This is a genomic window from Rhodococcus xishaensis (assembly GCF_004011825.1).
Classification (GTDB): Bacteria; Actinomycetota; Actinomycetes; order Mycobacteriales; family Mycobacteriaceae; genus Prescottella; species Prescottella xishaensis.
This window is the reverse complement of sequence record NZ_RKLO01000001.1, coordinates 462,312-483,032: the sequence shown is the minus strand read 5'-3', so window position 1 is coordinate 483,032 and position 20,721 is coordinate 462,312. Positions and strand designations below refer to the sequence as shown.

The following is a 20,721-nucleotide window of genomic DNA, read 5'->3' as shown; positions in this document are numbered from 1 at the left end:
CGCGTCCTTGGGTACCCGATCAGCTGATGGGCTCGATCGGGCCAGGTTCTTCGATGACGACCATTGCACCCGCCACGTCCCCGTCGTGGGTCAGGGACAGGTGGATCTTCGCTCCAGGCAGGAACTCGGCGGCCTCACCATGCAGCTTGATGCTGGGCCGTCCCCAGGCATCGTTGACGACCTCGACCAGCTCATAGGCGTTGTCGCCGACCGCGGGCGGGCGTGCGAATCGCGACGCCGCCCATGCCTTGATCACCGCCTCCTTCGCGGCCCAGCGGACCGCGTAGTGGCGGGCCGGATCGGTACTGCGGGACTCGCAGTACCGACGCTCGGCGGGACGGAAGCTCGACTTCATCGCGGTACCCGGACGCTTCAGCTGCTCCCCGAACTCCGAGATCATGACGACGTCGAACCCGATTCCCAGGATCGCCATCTAATGGCACCCCGGCTTACCGGTGCGGTACACGTGATCGGCGCCCAGGCGGGCCTCCTCGGTGAGGAGCATGTCAGCTTCGAGCTGGCGAGCCGCCTCGCTCGGCACCGCATCGCCGCCGAAGCGACGGTCCGCAGGACGCTCGTACAGGCTCTCGCCACCGCACATCGCCGCAGCGAGACGACGCTGCCCATCGATCGTGCGCTGCTGCGCCCGGGCACGGTACGCCTCGCGCTGATCTGCCGGGATGGACTCGACGAAGGCCTGCGGGTGCACCACCGCGATCAGACCCGACACGTGACCGAAGCCGAGGCTGGTCAGTAGACCGGCCTTGAGCGAGAACCGGTCCCCGAGTCGCAGCGGTGTACGCGGCCACACGAGATGCGGGTACTCGGCCATCTTGTCGTCGACGCAGTCGAGGCTGCGGTTCGGCGGGACGACGGCCTGACCCAGGACCTGGCACAGGCCGATCAGCTGGAACGCCGCGGCGCCGCCCTTGGCGTGGCCGGTGAGCGTCTTCTGGGAGATCACGAACAGCGGGGCGCCTTCGCTACGGCCCAGGGCCTCGGCCAGCCGCTCGTGCAGTTCGGCCTCGTTCGGATCATTCGCCGCGGTCGAGGTGTCGTGCTTGGAGACCACCGAGATGTCGTCGGCGGTGACTCCGAGCGCGCCTAGCGACGACGCGAGCTGCGAACTCTGGCCACCGCGCCCAGCGCCGAGGGCGCCGATGCCGGGGGCCGGGATCGAGGTGTGCAAACCGTCGGCGAACGAGCCCGCCCACGCGACCACACCGAGCACCGGCAGACCCATCTCGAGAGCCAGGTCACCGCGCGCCAGCAGGATCGTGCCGCCACCGGCCGACTCGACGAAGCCGCCGCGACGACGGTCGTTGGCTCGCGAGAAGCGCTTGGGGTCGATCCCGCGGGCCGCCATCTCGTCCGAGTCGGCCGTTGCGGACATGTCGCCGAAGCCGACGATGCCCTCGATGCCCAGGTCGTCGAAACCGCCGGAGACGACCAGCTTGGCCTTGCCGAGCTTGATCTTGTCGACGGCCTCCTCGACCGAGACAGCGGCCGTGGCACATGCTGCGACCGGATGCACCATCGCGCCGTAGCCTCCGACGTACGACTGGACGACGTGCGCCGCAATGACGTTCGGCAGCGCCTCCTGCAGGATGTCGTTCGCCCGGGACTCGCCGAGCAGCGTGTTGATGTACAGCGACCGCATCGAGCTCATGCCACCCATGCCGGTGCCCTGCGTGTTCGCAACGAAGGCCGGGTGCACCCAACGCAGCAGTTCGGACGGGGTGAAACCACCGGAGAGGAAAGCATCGACCGTGGTGACGATGTTCCAGAGGCCCACCCGGTCCACGGATCCCGCCATGTCGGCGGGGATGCCCCACTTGGTGACGTCGAACCCGGTCGGGATCTGCCCGCCTACTGTGCGGGTGAGCTTCAGCTTGCGCGGCACGCGGATCTCGGTGCCGGCCTTCCGGGTGACGGTCCAGTCGCCACTGTCCGGATCGGCCTTGGCGGCGGTGTTCTCCGGGTCCGCGTCGACGAACGCGCGGGCCTCTGCCTCCGAGCCGACGACGAACGACAGATCCTTGTCGATGAACACCGACGTCAGCAGCGGCGCGGCGTTGTCAACCATCGCACCGTCGTCGTCGTAGGTGCGGATGCCGCAGCGCTCGACAACGGCATCGTGGTAGCGCTCGGCGATCTCCTCCTCCGGCACGAGTTCACCGGAGGCGACGTCGTACCAGCCCGGCTCGGGATCGTTCTCCCACGCCACCAAGCCCGTTGCCCACGCGAGCTCGAGCACCCCCGCGGCTGACAGCTGCTCGTCGACCTCCATCTCGAATCGCGTCCGCGCGGAGCCGTACGGCCCGAGTTCGCCGGCGCCGACGATGACGACCAGGTCCGCCGGATCGACGTCCAGCTGCGGCCACGAGGGCGCGGCCGGCTCGTCGAGGATCCGCGGCGGAGCAGGAAGGGCGGCAATGGAGTTCGCGTCCACACCGGCACGGTCGTGTGCCTCACCGGCACTCTCGGCCGCCTCTGCGACCTCCTTCGCCAGCGCGGCCAGGTCCAGATCGGCCTCGGCGAGCCCGCCGGTGAGATCGACCTGTCGCGGTGCGTTCGCGGCGGCGCGCCTGACGTCCGCCGTACACGAGCGCAGCAGTTCGGCGGCCATCTCGTCGGTCGACCAGGTGCGCACGCCCCTGGCCTCGACGGTCTCGACCATCGGGTCGTTCGCGCCCATCAGTCCGGTGCCGCGCACCCACCCGATCAGCGCGTGCACCAGGGTGACCCGCTCGGCCCACGTGCGCTCGGCCGACCATCGACCGACGATCGCGTCGAGCGCGGCCTTCGACTCGCCGTACGCACCGTCACCGCCGAACAGGCCACGGTTCGGGGATCCGGGCAGCACGACGTGGAGGTGGGTGTCGACGTCCCGATCGTGGCCGATCTGCGACAGGCCGCCGATCAGTCGCTCCACCGACCACAGCAATACCCGCATCTCCATCTCGGCGCGCGAACCCGCGTCGGACAGTTCGCCGGCCACCCGCGGTGCGGCGAACGGGAACAGCATCGTCGGGGTCATCGGCTCCTTGACGAGTTTGCTGGCGCCGCCTGCGGTCTCGGTCTGGGCGTCGCCGATCCACTCGACCAGCGCGTCGACGTCGGTGTAGGACGCCATGTTCGCGGGCACCACCCACAGGGCCGCGCCGGCGCGGGCACTGCGGCTGTAGAGCGTGCGGTAGAAACCGAGGCGTTCGCTGTCGAGACGCGAAGTGGTCACGACGACCGTCGCACCGCCGCCGAGCAGCTTGGCCGCGACGGACGCGGCGATCGAGCCCTTGCTGGCGCCGGTGACGACGGCGATCTCACCGCTGTACTGTCCCATCTCCTCGGTCGGAGCAACCGCGACCTGTGCGATGCGGCCGTAGACCTCGCCCAGCGTCGTGCGTCCGGACTTGCGAGCACGCTGCTGCCACCACTTGGCGTGCGCAGCCACTGCGGCACCGGCACCGTCGAGATGCTCGACGGTCAGATCGATTTCGCCGGTCCAGGCGCGCGCCAGGTCCTCTCGGGCCGTGGCCCAGCGGTCGTCGATCAGGACCGCCTTCGCCGCGTCGAACACCGGCGCGACCAGGCGCGGCCAGTCGGAGCCCAGCTCCGCCGACACGAGGTCGACGAGCGCGGAGTCTTCGGCCGCGACGGCGGTCGCAGGCTCGCTGAACCCGAGCTGCTCGAGGACCAGGCGAGCGGCCGAGGCCAGTACGCCGTTCCGGCCGGTGATGTGCTCGGTGAATTCTCCGAGCGCGGCCGCGTCAACGGTTCCTCCCCCGCCACCGGCAGCGGCGGGCATGGAAACCGCGACGCCGCGACGACTCGCGACGGACTGGACGGCGGTGTCGACGAGCGTGTCGACGGCGGCACCGTCGACAAGCGCGCCGTCGTGCAGACCACCCATCTCGCCACCGCGGACGCTGGAGCCGTCACGCGTTCCGAGCGCGACCTCCGCGGTCACGTGGTGAACCCAGCCGTCGCCGAGTTCCCAGACCTTCTTGACGCGATCGGCGATCGCCGCGGGACGCCGGCCCGACGGTCCGAGCACCCGACGCAGATGATCGCCTATGGAGTCGGCCAGGACCGGGCCGAACGGCTTGTAGGTGCGGGCCAGACGGTCGACGGTCACGGAGAGCGAGCCCATGTCGGCGTCGGCGGCACCGTCGATCGCGCCGAGCGAGAGCTCGGAACCGAGGTCGACGAGCAACTGGTTGCGGCGCGAGGACACACCATCGCACAGGGCCTCGATCGTGTCGGCGGGCCCAATCTGGTCCGGACGCAGCTTGGTCCACAGCGCGATGAGCACCTTGGTTGCGTCGGCGGCTTTGAACGCGATGTCGTCCGGGCGCGGTCCGCCGGCCGGTGCAGCCGGGGCCGCTGTGGGGGCGGGCGCCGCTGGCGCGGCTGCGACTGGGGCTTCGGCTGGGGCTTCGGGCTCGTCGGCCGGCTCGTGCTCGGCCGGAGCCGGATCGACGTCGGTGCTGTAGACGATCGACGCCTCGCGCTCGATGTTGAGCACCTCGACCTTGGTGTCCGTGTGCTCGGGCAGCTTGATCGTCTGCGATGCCAGGTTCGCGACGGTCGGGGTCGCACCCAGGCCGATCTCGACGAAACGTTCGACGCCCAGACCGCCGTCGGCAACGTCGGTGAACAGCAGGTCCTGCGTCTCGATCCAGCGGACCGGGCTCGCGAACTGCCACGCGAGCAGTTCGATGAGCAGCACACGGGTCAGCTGGACCGGGCGCTCGGCCCAGCCGTCGAAATCGGCGAGCACCGCTTGCAACGGCTTCGACGGCACCAGGTCGACGATCTCCTCGACGAAGTCGCGGCCCAGGTTGAACAGCTTCGGGACCAGATTCGGGATGTAGCGGCCGATCAGCAGCGACGGGTCGATCTCCTGCGGCAGCAGCTCGTCGAGCTTGGCTCGGAAGTCGTCGACGCCGTCGCGTAGCACCGTCGAGTGGAACGGCACGTCGATGCCAGGCACCATGACGAACGCACGCTTGCCGCCGAAAGCCTCACGGCGGATCCCGATCTCGCGCTCGAGCGCCTCGAGGCCCTTGACCGTTCCGGCGATCGCGTACTGCGAACCTTTGAGGTTCAGGTTCACGATCTGCAGAAACTCGCCGGCACGGGCCCCGACTTCGCGTATGAACGCCTGGAGCTGGTCATCGGTGACACCGATCTGCGACGGGCGGATCGCGGCCATGCGGTAGTCGCTACGACCGGCAGCGTCGCGGGGCACCAGCTCGTGCATTGCCGAGCCGCGCTGGAACACCACCTCGAGCAGCGCCTCGAGCGGCAGCACTCCGGCAACCGCGGCGAGGGCGTTGTACTCGCCGACCGAGTGACCGGCCAGGTACGAATCCTCGACGTAGGCGCCGGCCTCGCGGAGTTCGGCAACCTGCGCGACGCCGAGGGTCGCCATCGCGACCTGGGTGAACTGGGTCAGGTGCAGCACACCGTCCGGGTGACGATGCTCGACGCCTCGCGCCTTGACCGCGGTCGGGTTGTCGCGGACGACGGTGAGGATCGAGAAGCCGAGGGCCGCACGGGTGTGCTTGTCGGCCCGCTCCCAGACCTCGCGGGCGGCCTTGCTGCGGGCGCGGGCGTCGAGGCCCATGCCCGAACGCTGGATCCCCTGACCGGGAAAGGCGTACACGGTCTTCGGGGCGGCGACGCGGCCGGTCGCGACCATCACCAGATCGCCCTCGACACGGCAGCCGACCTCGACGATCTCGTCACCGTGATCGGTGGCGACACGTTCGATGCGGACGTCGATCTCGGCGCCGGGGCGGACCATGCCGAGGAAGCGCGCGGTCCACGCGGTCAGGCGGCGGGCCGGCACCGCTGCGTCGGCGTCGGTGGCGGCGACGGCTTGTTGGGCCGCGGCCGAGAGCCACATTCCGTGGACGATCGGGCTGTCGAGCCCGGCGAGCAGTGACGCGGCGTCCGATGTGTGGATCGGGTTGTGGTCACCGGAGACGCTGGCGAACGCAGCCATGTTGCGCGGCGCGATCATGCTCAGGTCGCGGCGCCGGCGACGGGGGGTCTCCGAGACGTCCGGGCTGAGCGATCCGCCGGCGCGCGCCGGATCAGCCAGCTCACCCTTGCCGGTGCGGCCGCGGATGGCGAAGCGCTCCACCAGCTTTGCGACGGCCGGGGCTTCGAGGCCGTCCCCCAGCATCGCGCCGACCTCGACGCAGACCTCGACGACGCGGCCGATGTCGGTGTCGACGACGTCACCGGCCTCGGCTCGGACCACGAGAATGCTGGTCTCCGTGGGCAGTTCGCCGATCAACCGCACCGAGTGGTCGAGGTGGACCAGGTCGAGCATGCCCTCGATGACGTGCACACCCGACTCGGTGGTCGTGGCACCGAGCACGGCGAACACGGCTGGCCAGCAGGCGCCGACGACGACGTCGGGTACGGCCTCGCCGCTGGTGCTCAGGGTCTGGGGCAGGCCGACGCCGGTAACACCGGCGTGGTCTGCGGTCAGGTCCGGGGTCCACGCCAGGTTGATGTGCGCGACACCGTTCTTGACCTGTGGTAGCTCCTGGCCGGCGGCCACACCGAGCAGGGCGGCCATCGAGGCCTCGGCATCGGCGGCGGTGATGACCGGCGCCCCGCCGTCCCGAACAGCGGCGGGTACGGTGATCCGGATCTCGACGGTCTTGTCCAGGGCAAGCGGCACCGTGAGGTCGACATGCTCCTCGTCGGCGACGACGAGACGGGCACCGGTCTTGTCGTGGCTCGCGACGTTGTCGGACTCGATCGTCCATTCGGCGACCTCACCGAGACGGCGGACCGGGTTTCGCGTCAGACGTGCCGCCCACAGCACGTCGGGTGCCGTCAGAACGGCGTCGAGAAGGCCGGTCCCGAAGCCGCCGTGGCGACGCCCCGCGACCCGGGTCGGGGTGGCGCCGTCGGCGACCAATTCGTCGGCGGTGGCCTTCTCGAAACGGTCGAGCAGCTCGCCGACGGGCTCGTCGACGCGGGTGATGCCGGCGACCGAGACGGGGCCGGGGATGATGCAGACCCGGTCGGCGCGGTAGCGCGCATCGTGCGCCTGCCACAGCGAATCCGACCGCCACCAACGGCGCACGTCACCGTCGACGACGGGCACGAAGTTGACCGGCTTGCCGGGGGTCTTGCACAAGGCGACGAAGAACGGCACGTCGGCCGGGTGCAGGAGAGTGGTTGCGTAGTCCGGGTACGCGGCCTCGAGCGCACACAGCGCGGCGAACGGCCGTTCGAGCGTGGCCGGGTCGGCGAACAACGTCCGGATCGGACCGCGGTCGTTGCGGTGCAGGCGCGCCTCGGCACGCTGGAGCATCTCGCCGAAGCGGTCGCGCCACGAGACGTCCAGCCACACCGAGCGGGTCGCGTCGGCGATTGCATCCTGCACGTCGCCGCCGCAGTCGAACGCCTGAGGGGAATCGACGCCGACCGCTAGTTCCAGGTAGCGGCGCAACCACTGCCGATAGGTCATGGACGAGACATCACCGAAGTACGGCTTGGCGGTCGCGTCGAGCGCGGCGATGATCTCGTCGCGGCGGGCGGCGACCGCTTCGGCGTCACCGGCGACCTCGTCGAGCAGACGACCCGTGCGCGACGCCGTGTTGTCGATCTCGTGGATGTCGGCGCCGAGCTGGCTGCGGCTCGAAGCCATGCCGCCCTGAGCGGTTCCCGCACCGACCCAGTCCGGGGTACCGGGGGTGTCCGCCAGCATCTGCTTGACCTCGGGCGAGGTGGTGGCCTCGAGTGTCGCCATCGCGGCGGTGCCGACGAGGATGCCGTCGAGCGGCATCGCGGGGAAGCCGTATGCGCTGGACCAGCTTCCGGTTAGGTAGTCGGCAGCTCGCTGCGGAGTGCCGATACCGCCGCCGACGCACAGCACGAGGTTGCCGCGAGTGCGCAGCTCGGCGTAGGTGTCCAGGAGCAGGTCGTCGAGGTCCTCCCACGAGTGGTGCCCGCCGGCGCGTCCGCCCTCGATGTGCACGATGACCGGGAAGTCCGGCACCTCGTTGGCGATGCGGATCACGGAGCGGATCTGCGCGAGGGTGCCGGGTTTGAACGCGACGTAGCTGAAGCCCGCCTCGGTCAGTTCGTCGATGAGCGAGACCGCGTCCTCGAGTTCCGGGATACCGGCGGAGACGACGACGCCGTCGAACGGCGCACCAGCCGCGCGGGCGCGCGGCACCAGGCGTTTGCCACCGACCTGCAGCTTCCACAGGTACGGGTCCAGGAAGAGCGAATTGAACTGGACGGCACGGCCGGGCTCGAGCAGACCCTTCAGCTCCTCGACGTGGGAGGCGAAGATCTGCTCGGTGACCTGTCCTCCTCCGGCGAGTTCGGCCCAGTGACCGGCGTTGGCGGCGGCCGCGACGATCGCGGGGTCGACGGTCGTGGGGGTCATGCCTGCGAGCAGGATCGGCGAGCGGCCGGTCAGCCGGGTGAACGCGGTCTCGACCGCGACGCGGCCATCGGGCAGCTGGATGGTCTTGGGCGCGAACTCGGCCCAGGCGTGCGACACCTCGGGAGCGGCACCCGGGGTGAGCAGGTTGCGGTGGCCGCCACGGGTGGAGGCGGCGACGATCCCCACCCCCTGACCGCGCAGGGTCGCGGAGGTCATGCGGGTGAGCAGGTCGCCGGGGCCGAGGTCCAGGATCCACGCGGCGCCGGACTCGATGGCGCCCTCCACGGCGTCTACCCAGTCGATGGGATCGACCAGGGCGGCCTGGGCGAGCGCACGCACCTGATCGGCGTCCAGGCCACAGCGGGCAGCCCAGCCACCAACGATCTCGACGGCCTCCTGCAGCGCCGGGTGGTGGAACCCGACCTCGACCGACAGCGACTCGAAGACGGGTGAGAACGCAGAGCCACCACGGGACTTGACCTCCCGCGCGTGGGTCTCTTCCGCAGCGATCTGCTCACAGCGCTTCTGCACGCGAGCGAGCTGCGCGGGCGGACCGGACAATACGACGCGACGACGCCCGTTGCGGATTGCCATGACGGCCGCGCGTTCCTCACCGACGCCCTCGGCCAGTTCGGCGACGATCGCAGCGAGACGTTCGGGGTCGACGTTGGAAACGGCGAGCATCGGCGAACGGTCAGCGGCTGCGATGATCCCGCGGCGGCGTCCGACGAGACCGGCGGCGGCGCCGAGAAGCTGAGCGGTCGCGAGCAGTGCGCCGTCCGCGGCACCACCACCGTGAACGGCCGCTGCGGCGATGAGCCCCTGCGAGTGCCCGATGGTGGCCACAGGCTCGGTGACAGCCGGCGAGAGGCCCTGCTGCGCCAGTGCACGCAGCGCGGCGAGCTGGGTGAGGAGCACGCCCGGCAGCGACACCGCCGCCGAGGTGAGCGCGGCCGTGGACGGGCCGGAGGTCGCGCCGTCGTCCTCGGCAAGCTCCCGCTCGAGGATCCACGCGATCGGGTCGAAGCCAACGGGGCGCACTATGAGCAGATCCTGCGCGACCGGTTCGAGGATCGCGGCGGCCTCGTTGACCAATTCAGTGAGTGCGGGCTCAAGACCGCTGTCCCTGGTGAGTTCCTCGAGCGCGCTGAGCCAGGGCGCGCCCTGCCCGCCGAATGCGAGCGCATAGGGTTCGCCCGCGCGCAATCGGTCCACGAGCGGCCGCTGGGCGCCCGGCCGCACCGCGTGACGCTCCGCGCCGATTCGGCTGTGGTCCTTCGAGGTTCGTCCGTTTCCTGCAGTGTCGTCGATCGTCACCGAAGTTGTGTCCTCTCCTGGTTCCCGAACGCTGGATGGTCATGGTCGGCCGGCCTGGGCCGAGCGGACGCGCGGTTCTCAGAGAGAACTCGGGACATCGACGACGTCTCGTCTCAGACATCGACGTCTCGGGACAACTCGGACAACCCGCGGCGCCTCTCGGGTACGCCTTCGAGCAGCGAACCCGGGTACTCCGAGGTTGGCACAGAATCATGAGGGGTTCCTCACGTTTTCGCCGGGGCACCCTTCCTACCAGCGAGTATCGAGTGACATTGGACACATATTCACCCGAAAGTGACCCGTCGGTAGACAGGGTCTCTGCGGGTCAGCGTGCATGCTTGGACGTCCACAAACCTGAGGAAATCCTCATGTTGATCGTTATAGTTTCGTGACCCTCTTGACTACACGGCCCCGACGTGCGTCACGTCCCGGAGGCAGGTCGGCACACACTCGGCCGATCGAGCCGGACTGATCACCGTGGCCTTGAACCGCTGCATGGCAATGGTGGTCGTCTTCGGGGCTACTTCGCTATCACGGAGTTGTGGCTAGCTCCGGTGTAGCCTCCGGTCAGGCCCTCACAGATGTCCTCGCTCGTGAAGGAGTCCGAACCGATGTCTACACCCCCGAGCGTGATGTTCGTCTGCGTCCACAACGCCGGTCGCTCCCAGATGGCAGCCGGGTTCCTGACCCACCTGGCCGGTGATCGGATCAGGGTCCGCTCGGCCGGCAGTGCGCCGGTCGGCCAGGTGAACCCGGCCGCGGTCGCAGCAATGGCCGAGGTCGGGATCGACATCTCCGATCAGACCCCGCAGATCATCACCGTCGACGCTGTCCGCGCATCGGACGTCGTCATCACAATGGGCTGCGGCGACACTTGCCCTGTTCTACCCGGAAAGTCCTACCGCGAGTGGGTACTCGACGACCCCGCCGGTCAGGGCATCGAAGCCGTCCGGCCGATCCGCGATGAGATCAAAGCCCGGGTCGAAGCGCTCATCGCCGAACTGACCTCGCAGCCCGCCACCCGCTCTGCCTCGACACGGTCGGGCTCGTCTATCACTTCTCGACCGGTGCAGTGACCCCGAGGGATAGGGCGCCCAGGAACTTCGGGGTGCCCTCCTCGTAGAAGGTGTCGAGGTCCTGGATCTCGAAGCCAGCGGCCCGCACGATGGCGGGGATCTCGCGGGTCAGGTGGCAGCCGCCGGCTACGGCCTTCTGGATCGGTTCGAGCCGGTACTGCCAGCGCCGGACCTTCTCGTGTGGAGCGAGCCCGTGCTCTACGAAGTGCAGGGTGCCACCGGGCTTGAGGACGCGCCGCACTTCGCGCAGCGCGGCGTCTACGTCGGGGATGGTGCACATCGTCCAGGTCGACAGCGCGGAGTCGAAGGTGTTGTCGTCGAAGGGAAGTGATTCCCCGTCGAGTCCGGATCGTTCGACGGGAACCGTGGAGGTTGCTAGCCGTTTGGCCGCCAGTTTCCAGCCGAGGTCGGCAGGCTCGACGGCGCTGATCGATTCGATGGTGGATGGGTAGAACGGGACGTTGAGACCCGATCCGAAGCCGATTTCGACAACTCGGCCGCGCAGGTCGGCGCACACTCGTTTGCGGAACGGTTCGGTCAGGGACATCCCGCACGCAATGTTCACCAGCCGTGGAACGATCCGATCGTCGTAGAACCCCATCACTGATTCCCCCTGTGGTCTTGGTCTCTCGTCCAGCATCCCACACTTCACACTGGCGGCACCGCCGACGTCTCGTCAGCGTCTCCAACGATGACGCCGGTTCGATCGGCACAAGCAACATGCGCCGCTGCAAGCCACGGAGGTCGGTGTCGGTTACCGGACGCGCGATGCCGGAATCGTCGACGGGCATCCGTGCGGTCTCGGGCCGTCGCCGGCTATTCGGGCGGCATCTTTTGTCACGAGCGGGAATTCACACAGGGGTGGGCCGGGTGCGCTGTCTACGGCTGAGCGCGGTCGTCGCGACCCAGAATGCGTCGTAGTTGTGCACGCGAGCCGAGCCGTCGCCTAGGTGGGTGTCGACTGGCTCTGGCTGCTCCAGCTTCCGGTTGATCACGAACGGGATCTGCAGTTCGCCGAGTGCCCCGTGTGAGCGCAGCGGCGCGTCGAGCTGCGTCAGATCGTGCCACTCTGCGAACCTTCCGACGGCGGTGTTCTTCTCGGCCAAGACGACGAGGTCGCCGATACGATCGGCGGGAAGTTCATAGCGGTCGGCCGCCTCCTGTCGCTCGTGCACGGCCTCGATGCCGTCGATGCCGGCCAGTGCTCGGGAGACGGCGTCGACGTCGGCGCCCGAAGGCAGGTACACACTCGCGAACGAGCCGAGCGCGCCGTGATGGACGGTGTACGGGTCGGTGATCGGCAGGATGACCCGGACGCCGTCGGTTGGCGCGTCGAGCCCGGCAAGAATGCGCTTGACCTCGTCCTCGACGAAGATGACCCTCGGGGTGCCGTCCGTCAACGACTTCGCGCTCATGCCGTGGTCTGCCGTGACCGCGACGATGGCTCCGAGCGCATCGAGTTCGCTCGCGTACCGGTCGATCATCTCGTAGAAGGCGTTCGCGACCTCGGTGCCGGGCGCGTGCTTGTGCTGGATGAAGTCGGTCAGGGTCAAGTACATCAGGTCCGGCCTACGGGTCTGGAGGATCTTGACGCCGGCGGCGAGCGCGAATTCGCTCAGGTCGGCCGAGTACACCGCGGGTAGCGGCCTATTCACGAAGCTCAGGACGTCGCCGACGCCATTCGACTCGATCGTTGCCTCGTCGGCCTTCTCGGCAGAGAAGCAGATGCCCTGCCGAGACGGAGCCGTCATCCCGGGAGTTCCGTCGAGGTTCGGCCCCTCTTCGACGAGCCCGGCACCCAGCAGGCGACGAAGTTTGTCCTTGGCGGTGACGACGGCGACGTCGAGACCCGACTCGTTGGCAGCCGCAAATATGCTCGGAATTCGCAGGAACTTCTTGTCATTCATCAACACCTCCTCGCCGGTCGCGGTGTCGAAGATGTAGTTGCCGCTGATGCCGTGGTATTTGGGCGGCCGCCCGGTAGCGATGGAGACGTTGTTGGGATTGGTAAGGGCGGGCATCGCACAGTGGGCAGGAATGTAAGTGCCGCCGCCCGCCAGCGTCGCCTCCAGCCACGGCATCCGCCCCGCCTCGATGGCCTCTTGGTGGTACTCCGGTTCACTGCCATCGATGCATATCACGACCACTGGCAGGTCGGGCACCTCGTACTCGCGGCCGTTGACACTGAACGATCTGGACATATGGACCTCCTCGGACCAAATGTGGCAGGCGGCCGCCGCGCCACTGTTTGTCGAGGACGCGTCCGGTCGTACGCCACTGTGAACCCACTTCCAGGCGGGCGCAAGAGGTACTTCCTCGAGGTGCTCCCTGCACCGCCGACGGCTGCCGCCGAGAGCATGGCGTCATCGGCACGGACCCCGTTGAACACAAACGTTTTTCGCCGGAGTTCCTCCCTACAGGGGCACACGCAAGTCCATGTAGTTGTCCGAGCCCGTGGGACCGTTCCGGCCCGCAGACCCCGACTGCCTCGCCCCCTTCGTGGAGCCGCCCGCTCGGACGGTCCCGACGATCCACCCCGGCCTACAGTGGCGTAGGCTGTTGAGCGCTCGCGCGAGTGGCGGAATTGGCAGACGCGCTGGATTTAGGTTCCAGTGTCTTAGGACGTGGGGGTTCAAGTCCCCCCTCGCGCACCATCACGATCCGTCGGACCCATTGCACCAGGATCGAGGCCGTGACCGGGACGCGAAAGTTCACCGCTCCGACACCTCGACTCACAGCACACCGCTTCGGCCGAAATCGCCCACGTGCTGCGTGCGGAATCGGTGTGTGAACACGACAGAAGGTGTGTGCCGCCGAAGCCGGGGGCTCAATGTCAGGCGAACGATCCTCGCGTCGTCACGACCTCGCCGCCGACCATCACGAGCGATGGCTCCTCGAGCACTCTCGGACCCGTCCTCGGATCTTGTTCGTAGACAATCAGATCCGCTGGCGAACCTGCTTCGAATCCACCGCCGCCGAGCCAATCCTGCGCGTTCCAGCACGCCGCACCGAGCGCCTCCGTGGGTGCCATGCCCACCTTGCCGAGTGCCTCGACCTCGTCGGCGATCCGGCCATGGCGCACGTGCCCACCCGCGTCGGTGCCCGCGTAGATCGGGATTCCCGCGTCGTGGGCAGCCCCGATAGTGTCGTTCACCCGCTCGTACAGGTCCCGCATGTGCGCGGCGTAGACCGGGAATCGTGTAGCGCCGTCCGCGATCTCGGGGAAGTTGTCGATGTTGATCAGTGTCGGCACCAGCGCCGTGCCGCGTTCGGCCATCATGGCGATCGTGGTGTCGGTCAGGCCGGTGCCATGCTCGATGCAGTCGATTCCGGCGTTGATCAGGCCCGGCAGCGCATCCTCGCCGAACACATGCGCTGTGACCCGAGCACCCTCGCGGTGCGCGGCCTCGACCGCGTCGGCGAGGATCTCGTCACTCCACAACGGCGCGAGGTCGCCGACCTCGCGGTCGATCCAGTCCCCCACCAACTTCACCCAGCCGTCGCCGGCGCGTGCCTGACGCACCACCTCGTCTGGCAACTGCGACTCGTCCTCGAGGTCCACCGGCAGTTCCCGCGCGTACCGCTTGGGCCTGGCAATGTGCCGTCCGGCCCGGATGATCCGGGGTAGGCCTGCGACGTCGTCGAGTGAACGGGTGTCGACGGGCGATCCGGCGTCGCGCACCAGGAGCACACCCCGGTCCCGCTCGATGCGGGCCTGCGCGAGCGCGCCGCCAAGGTCCTCGGCGCCACCGCCGTACCGGATACCGATGTGGCAGTGGGCGTCGACGAGGCCGGGCAGGACCCAGCCCTCGGTGCACAGCGTCTGCGCCCCGGGCACCGGCTCATCGGAAAACTCCCCGTTCCGGATCCACAGCTCGACCGGCTGCTCGCCGGGCAGGCCAATGCCCCGCACGTGAAACGAGCCCACGCGTGGGCTACTTCTTGGGGAGCTTCAGCTGCGACAGGTCGATGTCCTCGAGCCCCGGGGGCAGCTGGTCGAGACCCTTCGGCATCTTCGACAGGTCCGGGAATCCGGTCGGCATCCCGCCGGGCATCCCTGCAGGCAGACCGCCTGGGAATCCGCCCTTGACCTTCGGTGGGGTCGGGCCCTTGCCGCCCTTCTTGCCTTTCTTGCCCTTCTTCCCGCGCATCTGCTTGCGGGCGCCTGGCATCCCCATACGCCCAGCCATCGCGGCCATCATCTTGCGGGCCTCGAAGAAACGGTCGACGAGCTGATTGACGTCCGATACCTTGACGCCCGAACCGTTCGCGATGCGCAGACGGCGCGAGCCGTTGATGATCTTCGGGTTCGCACGCTCCTCCGGGGTCATACCGCGGATGATCGCCTGGATGCGGTCGAGATGCTTCTCGTCGACGTTCGTGAGCGCGTCCTTCATCTGACCGGCACCCGGGAGCATCCCGAGCAGGTTGCCGATCGGGCCCATGCGGCGCACCGCCATCATCTGCTCGAGGAAGTCCTCGAGGGTCAACTCCCCCGAACCGATCTTCGTCGCAGTGGCCTCCGCCTGCTTGGCGTCGAACACCTGCTCGGCCTGCTCGATGAGCGTGAGCACGTCGCCCATCCCGAGGATGCGGCTGGACATGCGGTCCGGGTGGAAGACGTCGAAGTCCTCGAGCTTCTCACCGGTCGACGCGAACAGGATCGGCTCACCGGTGACCTCGCGGACGCTGAGCGCGGCGCCACCGCGGGCGTCGCCGTCCAACTTGGTGAGCACGACACCGGTGAATCCGACGCCTGCACGGAACGCCTCCGCGGTGCTGACGGCGTCCTGACCGATCATCGCGTCGAGCACGAAGAGCGTCTCGTCGGGCTGGACGGCGTCCCGGATGCCCGCAGCCTGGGCCATCAGGTCGGCGTCGATGCCGAGACGGCCGGCGGTGTCCACGACCACGACGTCGTACTGCTTGGCGCGCGCCTCCTCGACGCCGGCGCGCGCCACCTCGATGGGGTCGGCGGCCGAGATGCCCAGGGGGTTCTCGCCGCCGCCCACGGAGGTGCCGGGGTGGGGCGCGAACACGGCCGCACCCGCTCGCTCACCGACGATCTGCAGCTGGCTGACGGCGCCGGGACGCTGGAGGTCACACGCCACCAGCAGCGGGGTGTGCCCCTGGTCCTTCAGCCACTTGGCGAGCTTGCCGGCGAGTGTGGTCTTACCGGAACCCTGCAGACCGGCCAGCATGATCACCGTCGGCGGGGTCTTCGCGAACTGCACGCGCCGCGTCTCACCACCGAGGATGCCGATGAGCTCCTCGTTGACGATCTTGACGACCTGCTGCGCGGGGTTGAGCGCCGCCGAGACCTCGGCGCCCTTCGCGCGTTCCTTGATCTTCGCGATGAACGTGCGAACGACGGGAAGCGCGACGTCGGCCTCGAGGAGCGCAAGACGGATCTCGCGGCAGGTGGCGTCGATGTCGGCTCCGGAGAGTCGACCCTTGCCACGCAGATCCTTGAGGGCTCCGGTCAACCGGTCGGAAAGGGATTCGAACACCGAATGCGCTCCTGAGCTCTATGCGAAGGCCGTGGATATTTCTTCGACCAGGGTAACCGTTCGATTCGGCGCCGCCGCGCGGCAACCCGGGCCAGCCGGGCGAGCTCTACTGTTCATTTGCTCACCTCGGGCTCCGGGTCGTTCGGATCTGCGTCGGGCTTCTTCGGCTCCGGAGCCGGCACGACGGCCAGTATCGCCCGCGAGAGTTGTTCCCGGCGGGTACGGGTGTCGCCGTCGGTCAACCGAACGCAGAATGCGTCGACCACCGAGGAACCGAGCGTGCTCACCTTCGCCCAGCGCACGTCCGCACCGAACCGTTCGAAGACTCGGGACAGTCGACTCAGTAGGCCCAGCCGGTCCTCCGCGCGCAGTTCCACGATCACCTCACCCGGTTCGGCGGCCCCGCCCTCGGCGGGGTCGAGCCAGATGACCCGTGGCGGAGCCTGCGCGTACTGGACGGGCACACCCGCCATGGCGCTGTCATCGAGGACCTGCTGCTCACGCGCCTCCCGCTCCTTCGTGTCGAGCTGGGCGAGAACGTCGATCTGCCCCGCAATCGCCCGGATGAGTTCCTGACGCAGCAGCCCGGCCTGCGGCGGCGTGCCGAACCGGGGAGACACGACGAAGGAGTTGATCGCCGAGTCTTCGTAGTGACCCACCGAAGCCGACAGCACCCGCAGCGAGTTCAGGGCCAGCACCCCCGCCGAGTGCGACAGCAGTCCGGGCGTGTCGGATGCGACGACCGTCACCACATAGGTGTGCGCCGAGGTGCCCGGATGCAGCGTTACATGTATCCCGCCCGCCTCCGCCACGGCCACGAGTGCCGGGTCGATCGGTTCCGGCACCGGCAGCGGCTCGCCCGCCATCGTGAGCCGGCACTTGCGCACCAGTTCCCCGATGAGCGACGACTTCCAGTCGCCCCACACCCCCGGGCCTGTCGCGAGCGAGTCCGCCTCGGACAGGGCCTGCAGCAGTTCGAGCAGCGCCGGGTCGCCGCCGAGCGTCTCGACCACCATCTCGACAGTCGCCGGATCGTCGAGATCACGTCGGGTCGCGGTATGCACCAGCAACAGGTGGTGGCGCACCATTCCGGTCAGCAATTCGATGTCGGACGGCCACAGCCCCAGACGCGCCCCTATCTGCGCGGCCAACTCGGCTCCGACGACACTGTGATCGCCGTCCCGTCCCTTGCCGATGTCGTGCAGGAGTGCGCCCAGCATCAGCAGGTCGGGCCGCGCGACACTGGTCGTGAGCGCGCTCGCCTGGGCAACGGTCTCGACGAGGTGGCGGTCGACGGTCCAGGTGTGTACCGCGTCGCGAGGAGGCAGGTCCCGTACCGCTCCCCACTCGGGCAGCAGCCGACCCCACAACCCGGTCCGGTCGAGGGCCTCGATCGTCGGGATCGCACGCTGCCCCGAGCCGAGCAACACCAGGAGATCCCCGAGCGCGCTCTTCGGCCAGGGCTCGCGCAGCTCGGGTGCACTGTCCGCCAACCGCCCCAGCGTCGACGCCGAGATCGGCAGCCCGGTCGACGCCGACGCCGCCGCGACCCGCACCACCAGCCCCGGATCTCGTTTGGGCTGGGCATCACGAGCAAGAACGAGTTCACCCGACTGCTCGACGACCCCCTCGTCGATCGGCCGACGAATCGGCACACGGCGCAGCACCGACAGTCCTCGCCGCGGCAACGCATTGCTCGCGGTTCGCAAACCCACATCGACCGAGTACCCGATCGTCCGGGCGCAATCGCTGAGGGTGCGGGCCAGATCGAACCGGTCACCGATGCGCAGTGCGGCCCCGATCTCGTCGGCATCCTGCGCCCGCAGCTGGTCGCGTGAGCGACGGGCCACCCGGTGCAATTCGGTGCGGACGTCGAGCAGGCGCCGATGCGCCAGCGCCAGCCCGCCACCAGGGGTCTGCGGTCCCAGGCCGGGCATCCCGTCCGTGAGCTGCGCGATGGACAGGGCGTTGAGGAGTTGAACGTCCCGCAGACCGCCGCGCCCGTTCTTGATGTCCGGTTCGGCGCGGTGAGCGATCTGCCCGCTGCGAGCCCAGCGCGCCTCCGTCTGCTCGACGAGTTCGTCGAAGCGGGAAGGGATCCCGGTACGCCATTGCCGGCGCACCCCGCCGATGAGCAGGTCGCTCAGTTCGGCGTCGCCGACGATGTGCCGAGCCTCGAGCATCCCGAGGGCGGCGGTGAGATCAGAGGCCGCGACCTGGAGAGCCTGCGGCACCGTCCGAACGCTGTGATCGAGTTTGATGTGTGCGTCCCACAACGGGTACCACAGCTGATCCGCCACCTTCGCGACCTGTGCCGGATCGACGTCGTCGTGCAGCAGGATCAGATCCAGATCGGAGTACGGCAGCATCTCGCTTCGCGCGAGCCCGCCGACGGCGACGATCGCGAACCCGGACTCGGGTTCGATGCCGAGCTCGTTCCCCTTTCGGGTGAGCCAGAACTCGTACAGATCGACCAGCGCCTGCCGCAGCGAGGCGGCGTCGAGGCGATGGTGCCGGGTGCCTCCCACGAGTAGTCGTTCGCGGGCCCGCGCGAGATCCCGGGCGTCGTCGGGGTGGTACGCGTCGGGGCCTCGAGAGCCGGACGGCCCCGACCCGGCCGCCATACCGGCGACTGGGTCGGGGCCGTCGAAGCCAGACCCGTGAGGGTCAGATCGCATCCGCTCCCCGCTCCCCGGTGCGAACCCGGATAACGGACTCGACCGGCGTGACCCAGACCTTCCCGTCACCGATCTTGCCGGTGCGGGAGGCCTCGATGATCACCTCGACGACCTTGTCGACGACGGAGTCGTCCACGACGACCTCGACGCGCACCTTGGGCACGAAGTCGACCGAGTACTCGGCGCCGCGGTAGACCTCGGTGTGGCCCTTCTGCCGCCCGTAACCCTGGACCTCGCTGACGGTCATCCCGAGCACACCGGCTTGTTCGAGCCCAGTCTTGACGTCCTCGAGCGTGAACGGCTTGACGATTGCGGTGATCAGCTTCATAACCTCATACCTCCCTGGCGGCTACAGTGGCGGGCGCAGGTGTGCGACCCGTGACCGGGCTACCCGAGTGCGCGACGAAGTCGTAGGCGGTCTCGGCGTGCTCGCTCTCGTCCACGCCACCCTCCTCGGCCTCGGCGGGAACCCGCAGTCCGATCGTGGCCTTCACGATAAGCGCGATGACGGCCGTAGCGACAAGCGAGTACAGAAGTACGGCACCCGCGCCGACCGCCTGACGCCACAGCTGGTCGAATCCGCCGCCGTAGAACAGTCCGTTGATACCGGTCGGAGCGGCGTCGGTCGCGACCAGACCGACCAGCATGGTGCCGACGAGGCCACCGACGAGGTGGACGCCGACGACGTCGAGCGAGTCGTCGTAGCCGAAGCGGTACTTGAGGCCGACGGCGAGGGCAGCCAGCACACCGGAAGCGACACCGATGAAGATGGCGCCGAAGACGTCCACCGAGGCGGCGGCCGGGGTGATGGCGACCAGACCGGCGACGATGCCCGACGCGCCGCCGAGGGTGGTGGCGTGGCCGTCACGAATCTTCTCCACCAGCAGCCAGGCCAGCAGCGCGGCAGCGGTCGCGACGACCGTGGTGAGGAACGCGGCACCCGTGGCTCCGTTGGACCCGACCGCCGAACCGGCGTTGAACCCGAACCAGCCGAACCACAGCAGCGCGGCGCCGAGCATCACGAACGGCAGGTTGTGCGGACGGAACGGCGTCTTGGGCCAGCCGCGGCGGTTACCCAGAATCAGAACGAGCACCAGGCCCGCGATACCGGCGTTGATGTGCACAGCGGTACCACCGGCGAAGTCGATCGCCTCGAGCTGGTTGGCGATCCAACCACCGGTCTCGGCGGTGGAACCGTCGAACGAGAACACCCAGTGCGCGACCGGGAAGTAGACGACCGTGGCCCACAGGCCCGCGAAGAGCAGCCAGGCGCCGTACTTCATGCGGTCGGCAACCGCGCCCGAGATCAGGGCGACGGTGATGATCGCGAACATTCCCTGGAAAGCGACGAACACGAGCGCCGGAATAGTACCGACGACCGGGACCGCCCCATCCGTCTCGCCCCAGTAGTCGCCCCCGAACAGGCCCCCCAGCCCGAAGAACTCGGTCGGATCCCCGATCAGCCCGCCGCCCAGGTCGTTACCGAAGGCGATGGAGTAGCCGAACAGCGCCCAGAGCACGCCGACGACGCCTATTGCGCCGACGCTCATCATGATCATGTTCAGCACGCTCTTCGCGCGGACCATGCCGCCGTAGAAGAACGCAAGGCCCGGCGTCATCAAGAGCACCAGCGCGGCTGCCATAAGCATCCACGCGGTATCCCCAGTGTCCGGGGCTCCGAGAGTGGGAAAGTCCACGGTGAGCCTCCTCAT

At 68.6% G+C, this 20,721-nt stretch carries 10 protein-coding genes and 1 tRNA gene; 2 read left to right on the top strand and 9 right to left on the bottom strand.

The genetic code is table 11. The annotated features are described in order from the left end of the window. Nucleotides 1–19: 19 nt before the first annotated feature. Both acpS and EGT50_RS02305 read right to left on the bottom strand, forming a co-directional pair. Nucleotides 20–433: a holo-ACP synthase AcpS gene (gene acpS / locus EGT50_RS02310; RefSeq protein ID WP_127950973.1), complete on the bottom strand. Its 414-nt coding sequence runs from the start codon at nucleotides 431–433 to the stop codon at nucleotides 20–22. Then, the gene (locus EGT50_RS02305; RefSeq protein ID WP_127950972.1) at nucleotides 434–9,745 is read right to left on the bottom strand and encodes a type I polyketide synthase; all 9,312 of its coding nucleotides are present in this window, start codon (nucleotides 9,743–9,745) and stop codon (nucleotides 434–436) included. Between the two features lie 611 nt (nucleotides 9,746–10,356). Here EGT50_RS02305 and EGT50_RS02300 point away from each other — a divergent pair. Further along, complete coding sequence (locus tag EGT50_RS02300; protein WP_127950971.1) at nucleotides 10,357–10,821, top strand: arsenate reductase ArsC; 465 nt, start codon at nucleotides 10,357–10,359, stop codon at nucleotides 10,819–10,821. Here EGT50_RS02300 and EGT50_RS02295 read toward each other — a convergent pair. Further along, nucleotides 10,799–11,422: a class I SAM-dependent methyltransferase gene (locus tag EGT50_RS02295; protein ID WP_127950970.1), complete on the bottom strand. Its 624-nt coding sequence runs from the start codon at nucleotides 11,420–11,422 to the stop codon at nucleotides 10,799–10,801. The two genes, EGT50_RS02300 and EGT50_RS02295, sit on opposite strands and share 23 nt — an antisense overlap. A 250-nt stretch (nucleotides 11,423–11,672) precedes the next feature. Continuing rightward, nucleotides 11,673–13,022, bottom strand: a complete 1,350-nt coding sequence (phnA, locus tag EGT50_RS02290; protein WP_127950969.1) for a phosphonoacetate hydrolase — start codon at nucleotides 13,020–13,022, stop codon at nucleotides 11,673–11,675. A 368-nt stretch (nucleotides 13,023–13,390) separates the two neighbouring features. Here phnA and EGT50_RS02285 point away from each other — a divergent pair. Continuing rightward, nucleotides 13,391–13,475 (top strand) — tRNA-Leu (locus EGT50_RS02285). Nucleotides 13,476–13,654: 179 nt separating this feature from the next. Here EGT50_RS02285 and EGT50_RS02280 read toward each other — a convergent pair. From EGT50_RS02280 to EGT50_RS02260, 5 genes are all read right to left on the bottom strand, one after another. Then, nucleotides 13,655–14,749, bottom strand: coding sequence for a metal-dependent hydrolase family protein (locus EGT50_RS02280; RefSeq protein ID WP_127950968.1), 1,095 nt, complete (start codon nucleotides 14,747–14,749; stop codon nucleotides 13,655–13,657). A 7-nt stretch (nucleotides 14,750–14,756) separates the two neighbouring features. Beyond that, a complete protein-coding gene (gene ffh, locus EGT50_RS02275; RefSeq protein ID WP_127950967.1) occupies nucleotides 14,757–16,331 on the bottom strand; it encodes a signal recognition particle protein in 1,575 nt (524 codons plus the stop codon). A 113-nt stretch (nucleotides 16,332–16,444) separates the two neighbouring features. After that, the gene (locus EGT50_RS02270; protein ID WP_127950966.1) at nucleotides 16,445–19,009 is read right to left on the bottom strand and encodes a [protein-PII] uridylyltransferase; all 2,565 of its coding nucleotides are present in this window, start codon (nucleotides 19,007–19,009) and stop codon (nucleotides 16,445–16,447) included. Continuing rightward, a complete protein-coding gene (locus EGT50_RS02265) occupies nucleotides 18,999–19,337 on the bottom strand; it encodes a P-II family nitrogen regulator (protein WP_127946474.1) in 339 nt (112 codons plus the stop codon). The genes EGT50_RS02270 and EGT50_RS02265 overlap by 11 nt, the downstream gene beginning before the upstream one ends. 4 nt (nucleotides 19,338–19,341) lie before the next feature. Next, nucleotides 19,342–20,721, bottom strand: coding sequence for an ammonium transporter (locus tag EGT50_RS02260; RefSeq protein ID WP_408014576.1), 1,380 nt, complete (start codon nucleotides 20,719–20,721; stop codon nucleotides 19,342–19,344).